The sequence below is a fragment of the Microbacterium sp. A8/3-1 genome (assembly GCF_040267695.1).
Taxonomy (GTDB): domain Bacteria; phylum Actinomycetota; class Actinomycetes; order Actinomycetales; family Microbacteriaceae; genus Microbacterium; species Microbacterium luteolum.
Genome location: NZ_CP158357.1, coordinates 689,361 through 703,539 on the forward strand (window position 1 = coordinate 689,361; position 14,179 = coordinate 703,539).

Annotated in this window: 19 protein-coding genes and 4 tRNA genes; 13 read left to right on the plus strand and 10 right to left on the minus strand. The window is 65.7% G+C overall.

The window, feature by feature from the left end; translation table 11 throughout:
* Positions 1 to 19: 19 nt before the first annotated feature.
* Positions 20 to 1,102: a PQQ-dependent sugar dehydrogenase gene (locus ABS642_RS03410; protein ID WP_350352252.1), complete on the plus strand. Its 1,083-nt coding sequence runs from the start codon at positions 20 to 22 to the stop codon at positions 1,100 to 1,102.
* A gap of 42 nt (positions 1,103 to 1,144) precedes the next feature.
* On the opposite strand, the gene ABS642_RS03415 is transcribed toward ABS642_RS03410, so the two are convergent.
* Complete coding sequence (locus tag ABS642_RS03415; RefSeq protein ID WP_350352253.1) at positions 1,145 to 1,801, minus strand: Pr6Pr family membrane protein; 657 nt, start codon at positions 1,799 to 1,801, stop codon at positions 1,145 to 1,147.
* 292 nt (positions 1,802 to 2,093) lie between these two features.
* Between ABS642_RS03415 and ABS642_RS03420 the strand changes: the two genes are divergently transcribed.
* Together ABS642_RS03420 and ABS642_RS03425 are read left to right on the plus strand one after the other, a co-directional pair.
* A complete protein-coding gene (locus ABS642_RS03420) occupies positions 2,094 to 2,909 on the plus strand; it encodes a hypothetical protein (RefSeq protein WP_350352254.1) in 816 nt (271 codons plus the stop codon).
* Positions 2,910 to 2,981: 72 nt separating this feature from the next.
* Positions 2,982 to 3,173: a hypothetical protein gene (locus ABS642_RS03425; RefSeq protein ID WP_350352255.1), complete on the plus strand. Its 192-nt coding sequence runs from the start codon at positions 2,982 to 2,984 to the stop codon at positions 3,171 to 3,173.
* A gap of 238 nt (positions 3,174 to 3,411) precedes the next feature.
* Here ABS642_RS03425 and ABS642_RS03430 read toward each other — a convergent pair whose 3' ends face one another.
* From ABS642_RS03430 to ABS642_RS03440, 3 genes are all read right to left on the minus strand, one after another.
* A complete protein-coding gene (locus tag ABS642_RS03430) occupies positions 3,412 to 3,678 on the minus strand; it encodes a helix-turn-helix domain-containing protein (protein WP_350352256.1) in 267 nt (88 codons plus the stop codon).
* The gene (locus tag ABS642_RS03435; RefSeq protein ID WP_350352257.1) at positions 3,627 to 4,046 is read right to left on the minus strand and encodes a hypothetical protein; all 420 of its coding nucleotides are present in this window, start codon (positions 4,044 to 4,046) and stop codon (positions 3,627 to 3,629) included. Before ABS642_RS03435 ends, ABS642_RS03430 begins: the two co-directional genes overlap by 52 nt.
* A 215-nt stretch (positions 4,047 to 4,261) precedes the next feature.
* The gene (locus tag ABS642_RS03440; protein ID WP_350352258.1) at positions 4,262 to 4,513 is read right to left on the minus strand and encodes a hypothetical protein; all 252 of its coding nucleotides are present in this window, start codon (positions 4,511 to 4,513) and stop codon (positions 4,262 to 4,264) included.
* Positions 4,514 to 5,325: 812 nt separating this feature from the next.
* On the opposite strand from ABS642_RS03440, the gene ABS642_RS03445 reads away from it, so the two are divergent.
* Positions 5,326 to 5,841: a hypothetical protein gene (locus tag ABS642_RS03445; RefSeq protein ID WP_350352259.1), complete on the plus strand. Its 516-nt coding sequence runs from the start codon at positions 5,326 to 5,328 to the stop codon at positions 5,839 to 5,841.
* A 77-nt stretch (positions 5,842 to 5,918) separates the two neighbouring features.
* Here the strand turns inward: ABS642_RS03445 and ABS642_RS03450 are convergent, their stop codons facing one another.
* Complete coding sequence (locus tag ABS642_RS03450; protein ID WP_350352260.1) at positions 5,919 to 6,368, minus strand: hypothetical protein; 450 nt, start codon at positions 6,366 to 6,368, stop codon at positions 5,919 to 5,921.
* A 211-nt stretch (positions 6,369 to 6,579) separates the two neighbouring features.
* Here ABS642_RS03450 and ABS642_RS03455 point away from each other — a divergent pair, with 211 nt between their 5' ends.
* A complete protein-coding gene (locus ABS642_RS03455) occupies positions 6,580 to 6,867 on the plus strand; it encodes a hypothetical protein (RefSeq protein ID WP_350353389.1) in 288 nt (95 codons plus the stop codon).
* Positions 6,750 to 7,130: a tyrosine-type recombinase/integrase gene (locus tag ABS642_RS03460; RefSeq protein WP_350352261.1), complete on the plus strand. Its 381-nt coding sequence runs from the start codon at positions 6,750 to 6,752 to the stop codon at positions 7,128 to 7,130. Before ABS642_RS03455 ends, ABS642_RS03460 begins: the two co-directional genes overlap by 118 nt.
* A gap of 60 nt (positions 7,131 to 7,190) precedes the next feature.
* Here the strand turns inward: ABS642_RS03460 and ABS642_RS03465 are convergent.
* Positions 7,191 to 7,263, minus strand: a tRNA-Val gene (locus ABS642_RS03465).
* Between the two features lie 150 nt (positions 7,264 to 7,413).
* Between ABS642_RS03465 and ABS642_RS03470 the strand changes: the two genes are divergently transcribed.
* The 6 genes from ABS642_RS03470 (at position 7,414) to ABS642_RS03495 (ending at position 9,399) form a co-directional block, all read left to right on the plus strand.
* Positions 7,414 to 7,485, plus strand: a tRNA-Gly gene (locus ABS642_RS03470).
* A gap of 53 nt (positions 7,486 to 7,538) precedes the next feature.
* Positions 7,539 to 7,609: transfer RNA gene (locus ABS642_RS03475), tRNA-Cys, on the plus strand.
* Positions 7,610 to 7,639: 30 nt separating this feature from the next.
* Positions 7,640 to 7,711 (plus strand) — tRNA-Val (locus ABS642_RS03480).
* A 621-nt stretch (positions 7,712 to 8,332) separates the two neighbouring features.
* Positions 8,333 to 8,605, plus strand: a complete 273-nt coding sequence (locus ABS642_RS03485; protein ID WP_350352262.1) for a hypothetical protein — start codon at positions 8,333 to 8,335, stop codon at positions 8,603 to 8,605.
* Positions 8,606 to 8,683: 78 nt separating this feature from the next.
* Positions 8,684 to 8,947, plus strand: coding sequence for a hypothetical protein (locus ABS642_RS03490; RefSeq protein WP_350352263.1), 264 nt, complete (start codon positions 8,684 to 8,686; stop codon positions 8,945 to 8,947).
* Entirely contained in the window at positions 8,944 to 9,399 is a 456-nt protein-coding gene (locus ABS642_RS03495; RefSeq protein ID WP_350352264.1) for a BLUF domain-containing protein, read from the plus strand. Before ABS642_RS03490 ends, ABS642_RS03495 begins: the two co-directional genes overlap by 4 nt.
* Here ABS642_RS03495 and ABS642_RS03500 read toward each other — a convergent pair.
* The 3 genes from ABS642_RS03500 to ABS642_RS03510 are packed head-to-tail and all read right to left on the minus strand — an operon-like array spanning position 9,381 to position 12,262.
* Positions 9,381 to 10,460, minus strand: a complete 1,080-nt coding sequence (locus ABS642_RS03500) for an FAD-dependent oxidoreductase (RefSeq protein ID WP_350353390.1) — start codon at positions 10,458 to 10,460, stop codon at positions 9,381 to 9,383. The genes ABS642_RS03495 and ABS642_RS03500 overlap by 19 nt on opposite strands.
* 5 nt (positions 10,461 to 10,465) lie before the next feature.
* Positions 10,466 to 11,815 (minus strand): deoxyribodipyrimidine photo-lyase, encoded by a 1,350-nt coding sequence (locus tag ABS642_RS03505; protein ID WP_350352265.1) that lies wholly within the window; start codon positions 11,813 to 11,815, stop codon positions 10,466 to 10,468.
* A gap of 51 nt (positions 11,816 to 11,866) precedes the next feature.
* Entirely contained in the window at positions 11,867 to 12,262 is a 396-nt protein-coding gene (locus ABS642_RS03510) for a hypothetical protein (protein WP_350352266.1), read from the minus strand.
* A 119-nt stretch (positions 12,263 to 12,381) separates the two neighbouring features.
* On the opposite strand from ABS642_RS03510, the gene ABS642_RS03515 reads away from it, so the two are divergent.
* Positions 12,382 to 13,158, plus strand: a complete 777-nt coding sequence (locus ABS642_RS03515; protein WP_350352267.1) for a DUF2807 domain-containing protein — start codon at positions 12,382 to 12,384, stop codon at positions 13,156 to 13,158.
* A gap of 14 nt (positions 13,159 to 13,172) precedes the next feature.
* Here the strand turns inward: ABS642_RS03515 and ABS642_RS03520 are convergent, their stop codons facing one another.
* Positions 13,173 to 14,120, minus strand: coding sequence for an alpha/beta hydrolase (locus ABS642_RS03520; protein ID WP_350352268.1), 948 nt, complete (start codon positions 14,118 to 14,120; stop codon positions 13,173 to 13,175).
* Positions 14,121 to 14,179 lie beyond the last annotated feature (59 nt).

Consider the following 14,179-nt stretch of genomic DNA (forward strand, 5'->3'; position numbering starts at 1 on the left):
GCGCGAAGGGAGAGAGGCGATGACGGCGGCGACCAGAAGGATCCTTGGCTCGGGTGCGGCAGCATCCGCTGTTCTCGTGCTCGTCGCCTGCACGGCCGCGCCCGTCCCGCGTCCACCCGCGGCAACGAGTTCCGCGTCGTCGTCGGCGGAGCCGGGGGAGGCGACCGTCGTGGCGCAGGACCTGGACGTGCCGTGGTCCATCGCGTTCCACGATGACGTCGCTCTGATCAGCGAACGGGATTCCGCCCGCATCCTCGAACTCGCCGCCGACGGCAGTGCGCGGGAGGTCGGCGTCATCGAGGGTGTCGCCCCGAGGGGTGAGGGCGGGCTGCTGGGCATCGCCGTCCTCGACGACTACCTCTACGCCTACTTCACGGGCCCGGAGGACAATCGCATCGAGCGTTTCGAACTCACCGGCGCAGCTGGAGATCTCGCGCTGGGACGGGCCGAGAGCGTCATCTCCGGAATGGCCGCGGCCGGCAATCACAACGGCGGGCGCATCGCGTTCGGCCCCGACGGGATGCTCTACGCGACCGTGGGCGATGCGGGAGATCCTTCGAGCGCGCAGGATCTCGACTCTCTCTCCGGGAAGATCCTCCGTTTGACGCCGGAGGGAGCGATTCCCGCCGACAATCCCTTCGAGGACTCGCCGGTCTACAGCTACGGGCACCGGAATCCGCAGGGTCTGGCCTGGGATGAGGGTGGCACGATGTACGCGAGCGAGTTCGGTCAGGACACCTGGGACGAGCTGAACGTGATCGAGGCCGGTGGCGACTACGGCTGGCCCGAGGTCGAGGGCATCGCCGGTCGTGAGGGATTCATCGATCCCGTCCAGCAGTGGAGTCCGGATGTCGCCAGTCCCAGCGGCATCGCCGTCGCGGACGGAGCGCTCTGGATCGCGAACCTGCGGGGCGAGCGCCTTCGAGAGGTCTCCCTCGACGATCTCGGTGCGGCGACCGAGCTTCTTGTCGGCGAGTACGGGCGTCTCCGCGACGTCGTGGTCGCACCCGACGACGCACTGTGGATCCTCACGAACAACACGGACGGTCGCGGCGGGCCGTCCGAGGGAGACGATCGGATCGTCCGCGTCGCGCGCGGGTGACGCGTCGGCGACCGAGGGGCGATCGGGGCAGATCCGTCGGCGTCAGAGCGATGTCGCCTCTGCGGCCGATCGCGAGTGCAGGGTTCGGTGTCGCAGGTTCCCGATCCAGCGCACGAGCACCGCGAGGACGAAGAAGGCGACGACCAGTACCAGGCACCACAGCGCGACCCCGCCGTATCCGCCGGAGGCCGCGGGGTTGAAGAACGGATACGGGTAGAAGCCGTCGATCGCTCCGCGGGCCACCGAGAAGATCGAGTACGCCGCCGGCCACACCATCCACCACAGCGCGATGCGGAAGGGAAGGCGACGGCGCGGAGCCCAGATGATCCAGTCGACCAGGCCGGCGACCGGAACGATCATGTGAAGGACGACATTGACCCAGGGGATCAGCTCGCCGAGGTCGGTGTCGGCGAGGATCGTGTTGAACACGACCCCGACGAACACGATGTAGACGACGGCACCGCCGCGGATCGCGACGTCGGACTCGGACGGATCCTTGCGTCCGGAGATCAGCCGCAGGGCGCTCACGATGAACACGATCGAGATCATGATGTTCGAGAGGTTCGTGAAGTAGCAGAAGAAGTTGAGGATGCTGTGGCCCTGGGGGATCGTCACGGCGAAGAACTGCACGCCCACGGCCGTGAGCGAGAGTACAGCGAAGACGAGGCGGAAGACGATGGCGGCGACGCGCGGATTCATGAGACCAAGATATTGGTGGACAGCCGCCGGCCCGTGCCGGACACGAAGAAACCTCGGGAGATCTGGGATCTGCCGAGGTTTTCTGTGGGCGATACCGGACTCGAACCGATGACCTCTTCCGTGTGAATCAAGTGCGACCCGTCCGGCTAGCTCCGGATGAATGCTGATCGGGCGTGATTGGTAGGGGAATGCCCGTCGAGTGATCCGGGTGGATGCGCGTCCATACTGCCCCTTCCTGTTCCGTGTGCACACACTCCCGCACACACGGACGCGTCGCCGATAGAGTGCACGCATGAACTTGGCCAAGCTGCACATGATCGACTTGTTCCGTTGGGACGGTTGGCCGAATGCTGCGGAGTGGCAAGCGTTCTGGGCCTTCGTCACCGCTGCCATCGCCCTCGTCGCCGCGATCATCGCGCTCCGTCAATATCGAATCTCGGTGAACAGCCGGCTCGAGCAGGCACGCCCGTTCGTCGTGGTTGACTTCCGGTTCCTGGGTGCTCTTTATGCGTGTGTTGACGTCTCGAATGCCGGACAGACAGCCGCTCGCAATATTCGGTTTGAGTGGAGCGAGCGCCCGGTCGCATTGGACGAAAGAAGTCAGGAGGCTCTGGATCGCGCCATGGTCGACGGCAGTATTCCGTTCCTGGCGCCGGGGCGGAAGATCAGCTACATGCTGAACCGCTATGACGATGACCAGAACCCGACTGATCTGCCGCGCCGATATGAGGTCAAGGCTATCTACGACGGGCCCGCCGGCGATTCGTGGGACAGCGAGAGTGTTCTCGACGTGGATCAGTGGGCGGCGACTCTCGTCGAGCGCGACCGCTACGCCGACGTCACCAGTCAACTCAAGAAGCTCGTGGAGGCCGCACACAACCAGAAGCAGGCCGACGAGGCCCTGACTCGCGCTGCGGACTCGCTGAACGTGCACCTTGAGGCAGGATTCCGCGTTCAGACCGCCCGGCAACGGACTCAGGAGGAGCGCGAGGCTCGCTGGAAGAACCAGGAGGAGCGCACCGCTCGATTGTTCGGATCCGCACAGCCGGCGAATTCTCCGGCGGGCGATGACGCACCTGCGGCGGAACGGTCTGGTCCAATCGAGTAGCCTCGGGACATGCCAACACCTGAGTTCCTTGACTTCGATGTCGAGCGTCTCGCGCGGTTCGATGATGCTCGCATGTCCGCCGTCCTCGAATCCGAGCCCGCGCTGTACATCAATCATCTTCGGATTGCGAAGTGGCTCGATGGGTACGCTGCTGATCGCGAAGCTGACGATGACGCGGACTACGCCCGTAGTCTCCGCGAGATCGCGGCTCATCTCCGTCAGGGCGACCTTCTCAACTCCGGTCTTTTGCTGCGGCGCGACTGACGCCCGCTCAAGCCGAAGGCGGCTCAGCTGTCCTAGTGAACTGCCTGCCGCCTTCTGTGGTCGAGTCTACCCGTCGTGTTCTGGGCAATCCAGCGGTGGGATCCGATCCGTGATCGTGCCCTGATGACGGAACCAGTGTCCGCCTCGATGGCACCAGATCGGCTTGGTGGGGTGGGTCTTGCGGCGCATGAGTCTGCTCCTCGGTCGTTCACGGCGATCTGCCAGTGGACCGCGGAGTCTAAGTCGCCGGTGTCGTCGAGTGTCTACGTTTCGCGATGAAGGTTGCGAGATCAGCTTCTGAGATTCGTTGGTTCTTGCGGGTATCGCCGAGTTCGACGACGGGCAGCTCGCCGCGCTTGATGCGCTCGTAGACCCAGTCGATTCCGACGCCGAGGATCTCGGCGACGTCAGTGACCTTGAGGAGTCGATCCGTCGTGTCTGGGAGCCCGCGTCCTAGACCTGCCGCATGGTCTTGTGCACGTGATCCTCGCCCTCGTAACGCCACTCGATGAAGATGCGATGCGCTGGTTGCGACATGTATCTAGCTCGCACCTGCAGGGCGAGAAAGTCTCCGTATTCCACCGAATGAGGCCGCGGTGGAGCTCCGACGAATTGAGCGGCCGCATCGGGCTCGACTGTGATGCCGAGCACCTCGATTGTTCGGCTCGACTGGTTGCGGAACGCCATCGTTCCTTCCCCGATGGCTTCGACCGCGCTCCAGACGGGTGGTAGCGCGGCCCGCTGCAGTTTGAGCGCTTCCTCTGCCGTTCTGTTTGCCGCGTCTGCTCGACGGTTCGCGCCGTGCGCATATAGCGCTGCAGCGCCTGAGGCAACGACGGCGAGCACAGCAACGATGAATCCGGCGATCTCCATGAGGGGGACTCTATCGAGGCTCGAAGCGGTACTCCGGGTTGCGATAGTGATACTCGCCATCCCACGTGCTTCCGGCGTGATTGAACCGGTAGCTGCCCTCGTGTACTGCGATTCGCTCAGGCAACCGCGAGCCGCTATTCACTGCGACGGTGCCTCGCCCTGCCCTCGGACCGCCGATGAACTCCACCTCGATCTCACGCGTCATGACGAGCGATCTACTCGTCGTCAGTTAGGGCATCTAGAATGCTCTCAAGCAACTCCGTCTGTCGCATGCTCTCGGCTTGGATCCCGTCGACAGCGTTGAAGAGATCGTCGAACGTCTTCGTCTTGGCGTGCCGGGGTACGGGGGTAGCTCCACCGGGAGGATCATAGTTCCCGTTGCGAATCTCGTTGACGTCGCCCATTAGGAAGTTGATGTTCTCCAGTTCGCGGAGGATCAACTTCAGAGTCTCGGTATCGGTGGCCATCGCGGGTCCTTTCATCCATACTGCGTGAATCGCTGCTTCGATGCCCGAAGCATACTCACCGCTGCCGACACGCCGAACGCGGCCACGGCTCACCCCGCGTTGCGCCGCAAGATCGATACGCTCGGCGCATGAATGCGTTCTGGACGTGGAATGGCTGGACAGCTGTGGGATCGATCGCGACTGTTCTAGCACTCGCGACGTTGGTCTTCGCGACAGCTGAGTTCGTCGTGAAAACGGCGTCAGGTCGCGGTGTTTATGCTCGGCTGGGAGCCGATCGCCACTGCGACGGTCTCCAGCGGGACGTACCACGTGTTCGAGTTTCACAACTTCGGACGAGGCGCCGCTCGCCTCGTCTCTCTCACCCTATGCGGGGCCTACGCGAAACTCGACAACGAGAACAGAGCCCCCGAAGTACTCGCTTCCGGAGGCAAGTTCACTCTGCTCGTCACCAGCCCCGTTCTAGAGCAAGCATGGGTCCGGTACGTGTACTCAACACAGGCTGATCGGAGACGATTTGTCGTGATATGGGAGCCGCTTATCCGGACCGGCGCGATGGCCGATGAACTACGTCGCCAAGAAGACGCGGACGATTCGCGATCCTGGATCAAACGCATGGTTGAACGCAGGCGAGTCAAGCCAGTGGCGCCCGGCGGTGTACCGATCGGCGTCGTGTCCGGTCGAAAGGGACCCGAGAAGATCAAGACGATGATGAAGGGCCCCGCGGGTGCGGTCTATCGAGACACAATTCCCCGCGGCACCCCGCCAATCCTTCCGTATGTGGGACCACCGGTGTAGGCCGCTACGATCGCGGCATGACTGATCTCCCGGCGCTGCTCGTCAACATCGGCATCTTCGTGGTCAGCGGAGTCTCCGCGCTGGCAGCGATCGTGTCGGTCATCTCATCGAATCGGGCGAGGAATAGCAAGGTCGACGCCGAGAAAGCGCGTGACAGGGCTGTGCAGGCTCAGCAGGAGTCAGCCGACGCTCTGCAGCGGGCGAACCTGATTTCGCAAGCTGCCCTCGACGCTCAGAAGCTCGCGCTGCCGCCCGCGTGGGGAAAGCCCGAGAAAAGGGCCGGAACGCACAAGTACTCAGTGCAGAACACCTCAGGTCGAACGGTCGTCGTGTCCGGGATCGATCTGAAACCCGGCGGGAACATCTACGTGTTCGACCCGCCCCGTGTCCCCATCCGCGTCCAGCACGGGGACTCGGTTCCGTTCGGGGCTATGCCTGGCGGATCTGGATCGAGTCACGACAACGTGCTGATTCTGCAGTGGACCTTCGAGGATGACCCTGCTGCAGCGGAGACGACTGAACGCCGCTTCTGAAACCTCGCGTGGCCGCTACGCTCAGCGCAGGTGCCGTCCCACTGGTCACCTCAGCTGGGTGCCAGACGAGGGCGTTGTCAGCTCTTGATCTCGACCGCCCGCCCGATGCTGACGGCTCTAACTGCTTCGGCCAGAGCCTTCTCGACCTGCTGCCCGATCGGCACCGGACTGTGGCTGACGCCGGCGCTCATGACGTAGTGAAGCTGCATGCCATGTCCCCAGCTCGCGATATTCTCTCGGTCGATGCCAGGGACGTCGAGAACATCGCGCAGTGAATAGTCCGGAGATGGCAACCCGGCGCGATCGAGAATGCGGGCCGCCTTTTCGATGGCCTGGATAAGTGGCTTCCCAGGCACCGCCGCACCGCCAGGAACGGTCAGGGGCTGCGGGACACTACGCATGGCCAGTACGCCCGATACATCGAGAACGACATCACGCAAACGGCCCTCGGGAGGATGCGGCTGGGAGATATCCGACGCCGTCGCGTTCTTCGACACGCTCGCCGAGCAAGGCAGAGGCGTGAGCACCCGACACAAGATCCTCGTGGTTCTGCAGGCCGCACTGTCGTCGGCGCTGCTAGACGGCCTCGTCGACGTCAATTCCGCTCTGCGGATACCGCTCGAGGCTGAACGGCCGAAGCGGTTCGACGCATGGACAGGTGAGCAGGTGGGGACGTTCCTCGATGTCGCGGCTGGGCACCGTCTAGGGAGGCTATACGAACTCGCGTTCCTGACAGGGATGAGACGCGGTGAGCTTTGCGGGCTCGACTGGTCAGCTGTCGATCTCGCATCCCGAACGCTGCGGGTCGAGCGACGCGAGTTCAGGCTCGCGCCGGCATCGTCGAATCGACGCCGAAGACAGATGGCGGCGTCCGAACGGTCACACTCGATGATGCAGCGATCGGGGCGTTGCTCGCTTGGAAGTTCCGCCAGCAGGCGGAGCGCGACCTCTGGGGCGAGGCCTGGCAGCACACCGGCCACGTCTTCACCATGGAAGACGGGGCGCCGGTCAAGCCCGATTACGTGACGCGCCTTTTCGAGAAGCTCCGCCGTCAGGCCGAACTTCCGAAGATCACGCTCCACGGCGCACGGCACGAGCACGCGTCGTTGTGGGTCGCGGCCGGGGGAGACGTCACGATGCTGAGCAAGCGACTCGGCCACTCGACATCGCGCATCACTGCCGACCTCTACGTGAGCCGGGTCGGTGATGCCGATAGGGCGCAAGCGGAGATGGTCGCGACGATGATTCCGAGGGCTCGGGCACACACAGTGCACACACAAGACGCCTGAGGGCGGAACGACGAAGGCCCGGAATCCGCTACTCTCGCGTGATTCCGGGCCTTCTCACTGTGGGCGATACCGGACTCGAACCGATGACCTCTTCCGTGTGAAGGAAGCGCGCTACCAACTGCGCCAATCGCCCATACCTGTGGGGTACGTCAACAGATACTACCCGACGCTCGGAGGCCGTGCGGACCACTCCGTCAGACACGCGCGGGATTCGATTCCGGTTTGGACCCTCGCCGATCTTCGGCTAATGTTTCATGAGTGCCCGGGTCAACCGGGAACAAATGCGGATGTAGCGCAGTGGTAGCGCATCACCTTGCCAAGGTGAGGGTCGCGAGTTCGAATCTCGTCATCCGCTCGAGTGCAGTGAGTTTCTCTTGGAGACTCGAAGCACGTGGGGTCAATCCACACGGTGGCGTGGCCGAGCGGCTAGGCACCGGCCTGCAAAGCCGTTTACACGGGTTCGAATCCCGTCGCCACCTCGTCGCATACAAACTGAATAGCCTGTACAGGCGCGATTGGCGCAGCGGTAGCGCGCTTCCCTGACACGGAAGAGGTCACTGGTTCGATCCCAGTATCGCGCACAGACAAACCCCCGGTTCTCCGGGGGTTTTTTCGTGTCCCGGGGGAGTGCGGGAACAGTGAAGCGGCCTGCCGCCGTATCCCTTCACGCGACGGCAGGCCTCAAGGTTGCAGGGCTTCGCGCGGCGTTCCCCAGAACGGCACGCATCCGCTGCAGGTGACAACGGTAGCGAGAACCACGGACACGGCTAGGGGATTGACAGCCTCGACGGCCTCACCGGTATGTTGAGCATGGATCGCAGGAAATCGCGGTCTACGGGCCGGTGAAGTCCCCAGCAACACCGGCAGGTGGTCCCGAGGGTTCCCCAGACCTGCCGGGACCACCCCTCACTCTGGCCGCGTAACGATCGCGCATCTCCAGGTCCGACAGCGACAATTCCGATGGTTCTGTGGACTACGTCACTTGCGTCTCCGACGCGGACGATTGGTGCGCCGTTTCGTACGAGTCACCGTCGGTGCGTCCGTCTTCTCCTCGGTGAGGGTCCGCTCGGAGAGTTTCACACCGGGCGAGTGGCAATGGAACAACGTCGGGTGGTTCGACACGAGGGATCACTGTTCGATCGAGGAGTGAGCAGTCGCTATGTCGGCGCCGGGCGCTTCGACACCTCGCCTAGGCTGGACGAATGCTCGCTGCCCTGATCCGCCCCGCTGAGAAGAAGACCGCGACCGTCGAGGGCACCGACATCCCGGAGCTCCGGGCACAGCTTCTCGCCCAAGCTCCGGCGGGCTGGGACATGGCCACTGCTCACGTGGAGATGAGGCCCGGCGGCATCCGCATCGTCGAGGGGCGTTTCCAGCGGCGCGACAAGCCTCAGGAGATCGAAGCGGACGACATGGCGGCCCTCGAGGCCAAGGTGCCTGAGGGCTGGCAGATGCTCTCGGTGCGTCGTATCTGACCCCGCACCCCTGCCACAGCCGACGTCCGCTGCGCAAGGGGGAAGCAGAATATCGGTGCGACCTCATAGTGTTCACGGGTGAACGATCCCCACTCCGCTTCCTCCGACGTCCTCTGGGCGTGCGTCGAGGAAGGATTCCATGTCGGCAGCCGCAGCGGAGACTTCCTGGGGTACGTCGACCGGCAGCCGGACGGCAGCTACTCCGCGTTCGACGCACGCTCTCGCGCGCTCGGCAGCTTCTCGACCCTCGACGGCGCGACCGCCGCGGTCTCATCCTCGGGGGTGGTGTCCTCGCCGGATGACGGCACCGACGAGCAGCTGAGGGGAGTGGTGCAGCTGTGAGCGCGGACGACACGACGCTGCTCTCGCTCGTGTATACGAGCCGAGCGGCTGCGCCGTTCCGGGAGACGGCCCTCACGCACCTTCTCGAGCAGGCCAGGAGCCTCAACGGTGCGCGCGACATCACCGGGATGCTGCTGTACCGCGGCGAGCGATTCATCCAGGTTCTGGAGGGCCCCGCTCATCTCGTGCGCGGACTCGCCCGCACCATCGGACGGGACGTGCGTCATCGCGACATGCGGATCCTGATGGAGGAGCCCATCGAGGAACGGCAGTTCGAGGACTGGACCATGGGATACCGGAGTCTGCAGGGCGAGCGGGACCATGCGCCGGCGGGCTTCCGCGATTCCTTCGCGGACCTCGAGGATGCCGACGAACGATCGACCACTCTTCGCGCGTTGGCCGAGCTCAGCCTGTGGTTCCGGGTGCGGGCCGGTCAGAGAGTCGACGCCTGATCGTCGGCCGCGACGGACCTTCCCGCGGGTCCGTCGAAACGTGTCGGACGGAAGCGCGCCAACTCGGGCGCGGGCATCGAGGTCATGACCTCGTCGGCCACGAGCCTTCCGATCGTCGCCGCGAGGCAGACGCCGGGGTGCGCGACGGCGACGTGGAGCCCGGGGATGCGCGTGACGCCGACAGCGGGCTCTCCATCGCTCGTCATCGGCCGCCAGCCGATCTCTGCGCCGAGCAGGCGGACGTCCTCTGCGCCCTCGAACGAATCGACCAGCAGTCGTCGGGCCATCTCGCCCGTGGCCAGCAGCGACTCGGCCGAGTCTTCGCCGGCGTAGCCGCGCGGCATGAGGATCGTGCCGTCCGGACTCTGCCGGGCCTCGAACTCGTCATTCGCGACGATGTGCCCGATGAGTCCCGGCTCGGCCGCGAGGCGAACCATCACCGCGGGAGCCGATGGCAGGGGAAGGCTGACGCCGACCGAGCTGCAGAGCGCGGCCGCCCCCGTCCCCGCCGCGACGATGACGTTCGACGCTCCCAGTACGACATGGCCGAGGTCGACGCCGATCACGCCCGCGGCCTCACCACGGATCAGTCGAACCACGGGCGCTCCGAGCTGGATCTGCGCTCCGCGATGACGGGCGGCCTCGATCAGTTGCTCCGTGACGCGAACGGGATCGATCCACCCCTCCTCCGGGCTGAATCGGGCGGACGAGGGAAGTTCGGAGAGCCGGGGCTCGACGTCGATCGGCGGATCGATCGCCTCTGTGCGGCCGAACTCGTCACCCCACGTGAGCGCTCCGGACCAGTCCAGCTCGAGTCCCGGGATCTCCTCGCCGAGGCGTCTCCAGTCCTGCACCGAGAGGTCCCTGAGCCCGACGGCCGGCCCATCGGTGCCCCCGACGCTGCTGATCCAGGCGAACGAGTGCCGGGTCGCGCCGGACGCGGGAAGACCCGCATCCACAACGGTCACCGCCGATCCGCGTGCAGCGAGGTGGTAGCCGATCGAAGCCCCGATCACGCCGGCACCGATCACGACCGTGTCGTGCATCTCCCACGGGCGCATGACGTTCACCTCTCGCTCCGCGACCCGCGCTTGACCTCGTCATAGGCGGCGAGAGCCGCCTTGCGGGTCTCGCCGAGGTCGACGATCGGCTCGGTCGGGGCATCCGATGCCCACTGCGAGATGTAGATGCCCTGGGGGTCGAACTTCTTCGCCTGCAGCTCGGGGTTGAAAACGCGGAAGTACGGCGCAGCATCCGCTCCGGACCCTGCCACCCACTGCCAGTTGAACGGGTTGCTCGCGTCGTCGGCGTCGACGAGCGTGTCCCAGAACCATTCCTCGCCGAGCCGCCAGTCGATGAGGAGGTTCTTGATGAGGAACGACGCCGTCACCATCCGGACCCGGTTGTGCATGTAGCCCGTGTGCCAGAGCTCGCGCATCCCGGCATCCACCAGCGGAATCCCCGTCTCGCCGTGCTGCCAGGCGTCGAGCTGCGACGGATCGAGCGGCGGCCAGGGGAACGCGTCGAACTCCCGCCGCAGGTTCTTCGTCGCGAGATCCGGGGAGCGGTACAGCGTGTGCCAGGCGAACTCCCGCCAGCCGAGCTCCGAGAGGAAGCGACCCGCTCCGTCAACACCGACCGCCTCATGCCACACCGTGAAGGGGCTCAGCTCGCCCCAGCGGAGTCTCGGCGAGAGCAGCGAGGTCGCACCCGCAGACGGCTCGTCACGAGCGCTGTCGTACCCGGGGAGATCGGTGTCGAGGAAATCCCTCAGCCGCCGCCGTGCGGCCGGTTCGCCCGGTTCCCACGTCTCGCGAAGACCCGCCGCCCAGTCCGGCGCCGTGGGCAGGAGCTCCCAGTCGTCGAGCGCGTCGGATGCCGGGACCGGCGTCGCGCCGGGAATCTCCCGCGGTTCCGGGAGCGGAGCACGAGGCGCGGGGAGCGCGAGGCAGGCCCGCCAGAACGGCGTGAACACCGAGTAGTGCGTGCCGCTGCCCGTCGTGACGGTCCAGGGCTCATGAAGCAGCGACGCGGCGAACGAGGCGACCGTCACGCCCTCTTCGCGCAGGGCCGACTTGACGCCGGCATCGACGTCTCGTTCGGGACCTCCGTATCTGCGGTTCCAGAACACGGCACCGGCCCCGGAATCCGCGACCAGGTCACGCACGATGCGACCGGCCGCGCCCCGCCGAAGGATCAGCTCCGCTCCGCGCTCCCGCAGACGTTCCGCGAGCGAGGCGAGCGAATGATGCAGCCACCAGCGCGAGGCGCCGCCGAGGGCGCGGATGCCGTCGGACTCCTCATCCAGGACGAACAGCGCGATGATCGGCTCACCGAGATCGAGCGCGGCGCGCAGGGCAGGATTGTCGGCCAGTCGAAGGTCGTCGCGGAACCAGACGATCGAGGGAGAGGACATGGCCCCATTGTCGCCGACCCTGGCGACAATACGTGCCCGCCTCTGTGGCTTTCAGCGACGGCGAGCCGGTACGTCGTTCGTCGCCCAGAGCGCCCAGAGCACGAGCAGCGGCTGCAGGAAGAGCCGCCCGAGCCGTCGAGCATCCGTATCGAGCCCCGGCGTTGAGCGGCGCGTCTGCCACTGATGGATGTTGCCGGGGAGGACGGCGACGAAGAAGGCCGCCGTCGCCCAGCCGATCCGGCGCCGTTCGCGGGGGAGCGCGATCAGGCCGGCGGACAGAGCGATCTCGGCGGCACCGGAGGCGAGGACGATCTCGTTCTTGTCGAGCTTCGTCAGCTCCACCGCCCAGTCCGGGACGACGACGCGGAACCCGCGGGTCGACGTGAAGTGCATGACGCCGATCGCGCCGAGCGCGATCGCGAGGATCCATCGGGCGACTGCTCTCATTCCCTCACGGTACGTGATGGGGCGGTCCTTCGCCGCCAGGAGCGTCATACCCCGGGGGCAGACGATGTTGGCACCCCGGTAGCTGTCGGCGTGGTGCGCCGCATCCTTACGCTGACGTCATGCGCACTCCATTCCTCGCTCTCGCCACCACCGCTCTCGTCGTCGTCGCCGCTGCGACGGCACTCTCGGGGTGCGCGGCGCTCGACTCCGGACCCGCAGTCACCCAAGAGCGGGAGATCTCGGATGTCAGCGTCGTGGAACTCGACAGCTCCGGCGACCTGACGGTCACGCTCGGCGCGACGCCGTCACTGACCGTGACCGCCGGCGAGCGGGTCATCGACAGCCTCACGGCCGATGTGGAGGACGGCGTCCTGCGCCTCGGCACAGACGGAGAGCCGATGCTGGGCAACGGGAAGATCCGCTACGCGCTCACGGTGAGCTCTCTCGAGTCGCTCACCGTCCTCGGATCGGGCGATGCCTCGATCGACCTCTCTGGGGCGAACGAGCCGACCATCACCGTCCGCGGTTCGGGCGATGTCGACGCCACCGGCATCGACGCCGGGACCGCCATCCTCACGACCGACGGTTCTGGTGGCATCGATGTCCGCGACGCCGTGGTCGCAGAGCTCGTCGTGCGGATCGATGGGTCGGGCGGAGTCTCGATCGTGGGAACCGCCGGAACTCAACGGGTCGACATCAACGGCGACGGCGGCTATGAGGCGTCCGGTCTGCGCAGCACCCAGGCGTTCGTCACCATTCGCGGCGCGGGCAGCGCCGATGTGACCGCGGAGGGGACGCTCGACGCCGTCATCGACGGCAGCGGCGACATCTCCTACAGCGGCGATGCCCGCGTCACGGAGGACGTGTCGGGTTCCGGCGACGTCAGCCGAGGCTGAGCGAAGCCGGCGGATCAGTCCGACGGCTGACGCGCTGCCTCCCACGCGAGGAAGCCGTCGACGATGTCCTTCGCGTGCGTGTGGTGGAGGTAATGGTCTCCAGCCAGCGGGATGACGGTTCCGTCCGTCACGCTCGCCGCCTGTCGCTCGTGCAGGTCGAGCCACTCGGGGACGGTCTTGTTCTGCTTCTGGACGAACAGGAGCAGCGGGAGGTCATCCGGGAACTCCTTGCCCTCGGCTTCGCGGAACGTCTCTCCGAGACGCGACATCGCGTCGACATAGGTCGGCGCCAAGGTGTTCCGATTCGTGAACATGTGCATCTGCTCACGATCCTCCGCTGAATAGGTCGGCGGGATGTACCCGCCATCGGCCGCGCCGGCGATGATCCGCATCAGACCGAGATTCCTGGCCGTGACGAGGAGTCCGATCGGCAACTCGACGTCTGCGCTCGGCTGCCCGGGGAGGCTGCTGTCGATGCCCACGAATGCCCTCACCTCGTCGGGGTAGCGTTCGGCGAACTCGATCGCGTAGATCCCGGCGATCGAATGCCCCATGAGTGTGTACTCTTCGACACCGAGCGACTGCAGGGCATCGTGGACCTCGCTCACGATGTTCTCCGTCGTGCGTGCCTTCTCGGTGCCGTCGCTCAGGCCGTAGCCGAACGGCTCGACCACGACAACGCGATGATCGTCCGCGAGATCGGGGATGAGGGGGCTGAAGTCGATCACCGGCGACGCGGTGCCGAACCCGGGGAGCATCACGATCGTCTCGGGCCCCTCGCCCGTGACCAGGACGTTCATGTCACGCCCGTCCACCGAGACCGCCTGCCCGTAGGTTGCGATCGCGTCCTTCTCCGATTCGGTCGCGACGACGTTCACGACCGTCGTCGTGGCGAGGCCGACGACGATCACCGTCGCGATGCCGGTGAGGGTGAGCAGTGTGCGTCTGACTGCCTTCTTCATTGCTGTCCTTTCCGAGCACGCGATGCATGCACCTTCCCAGCCTGATCTCGGAGGCGCGC

What these genes read in the sequence shown, in the direction of transcription:
- ABS642_RS03410 (WP_350352252.1), top strand. Translation starts at nt 20, where the DNA reads ATGACGGCGGCGACCAGAAGGATCCTTGGCTCGGGTGCGGCAGCATCC.
- ABS642_RS03415 (WP_350352253.1), bottom strand. Translation starts at nt 1,801, where the DNA reads ATGAATCCGCGCGTCGCCGCCATCGTCTTCCGCCTCGTCTTCGCTGTA.
- ABS642_RS03420 (WP_350352254.1), top strand. Translation starts at nt 2,094, where the DNA reads ATGAACTTGGCCAAGCTGCACATGATCGACTTGTTCCGTTGGGACGGT.
- ABS642_RS03425 (WP_350352255.1), top strand. Translation starts at nt 2,982, where the DNA reads ATGTCCGCCGTCCTCGAATCCGAGCCCGCGCTGTACATCAATCATCTT.
- ABS642_RS03435 (WP_350352257.1), bottom strand. Translation starts at nt 4,046, where the DNA reads ATGGAGATCGCCGGATTCATCGTTGCTGTGCTCGCCGTCGTTGCCTCA.
- ABS642_RS03440 (WP_350352258.1), bottom strand. Translation starts at nt 4,513, where the DNA reads ATGGCCACCGATACCGAGACTCTGAAGTTGATCCTCCGCGAACTGGAG.
- ABS642_RS03445 (WP_350352259.1), top strand. Translation starts at nt 5,326, where the DNA reads ATGACTGATCTCCCGGCGCTGCTCGTCAACATCGGCATCTTCGTGGTC.
- ABS642_RS03455 (WP_350353389.1), top strand. Translation starts at nt 6,580, where the DNA reads ATGAGACGCGGTGAGCTTTGCGGGCTCGACTGGTCAGCTGTCGATCTC.
- ABS642_RS03485 (WP_350352262.1), top strand. Translation starts at nt 8,333, where the DNA reads ATGCTCGCTGCCCTGATCCGCCCCGCTGAGAAGAAGACCGCGACCGTC.
- ABS642_RS03500 (WP_350353390.1), bottom strand. Translation starts at nt 10,460, where the DNA reads ATGCGCCCGTGGGAGATGCACGACACGGTCGTGATCGGTGCCGGCGTG.
- ABS642_RS03505 (WP_350352265.1), bottom strand. Translation starts at nt 11,815, where the DNA reads ATGTCCTCTCCCTCGATCGTCTGGTTCCGCGACGACCTTCGACTGGCC.
- ABS642_RS03510 (WP_350352266.1), bottom strand. Translation starts at nt 12,262, where the DNA reads ATGAGAGCAGTCGCCCGATGGATCCTCGCGATCGCGCTCGGCGCGATC.
- ABS642_RS03515 (WP_350352267.1), top strand. Translation starts at nt 12,382, where the DNA reads ATGCGCACTCCATTCCTCGCTCTCGCCACCACCGCTCTCGTCGTCGTC.
- ABS642_RS03520 (WP_350352268.1), bottom strand. Translation starts at nt 14,120, where the DNA reads ATGAAGAAGGCAGTCAGACGCACACTGCTCACCCTCACCGGCATCGCG.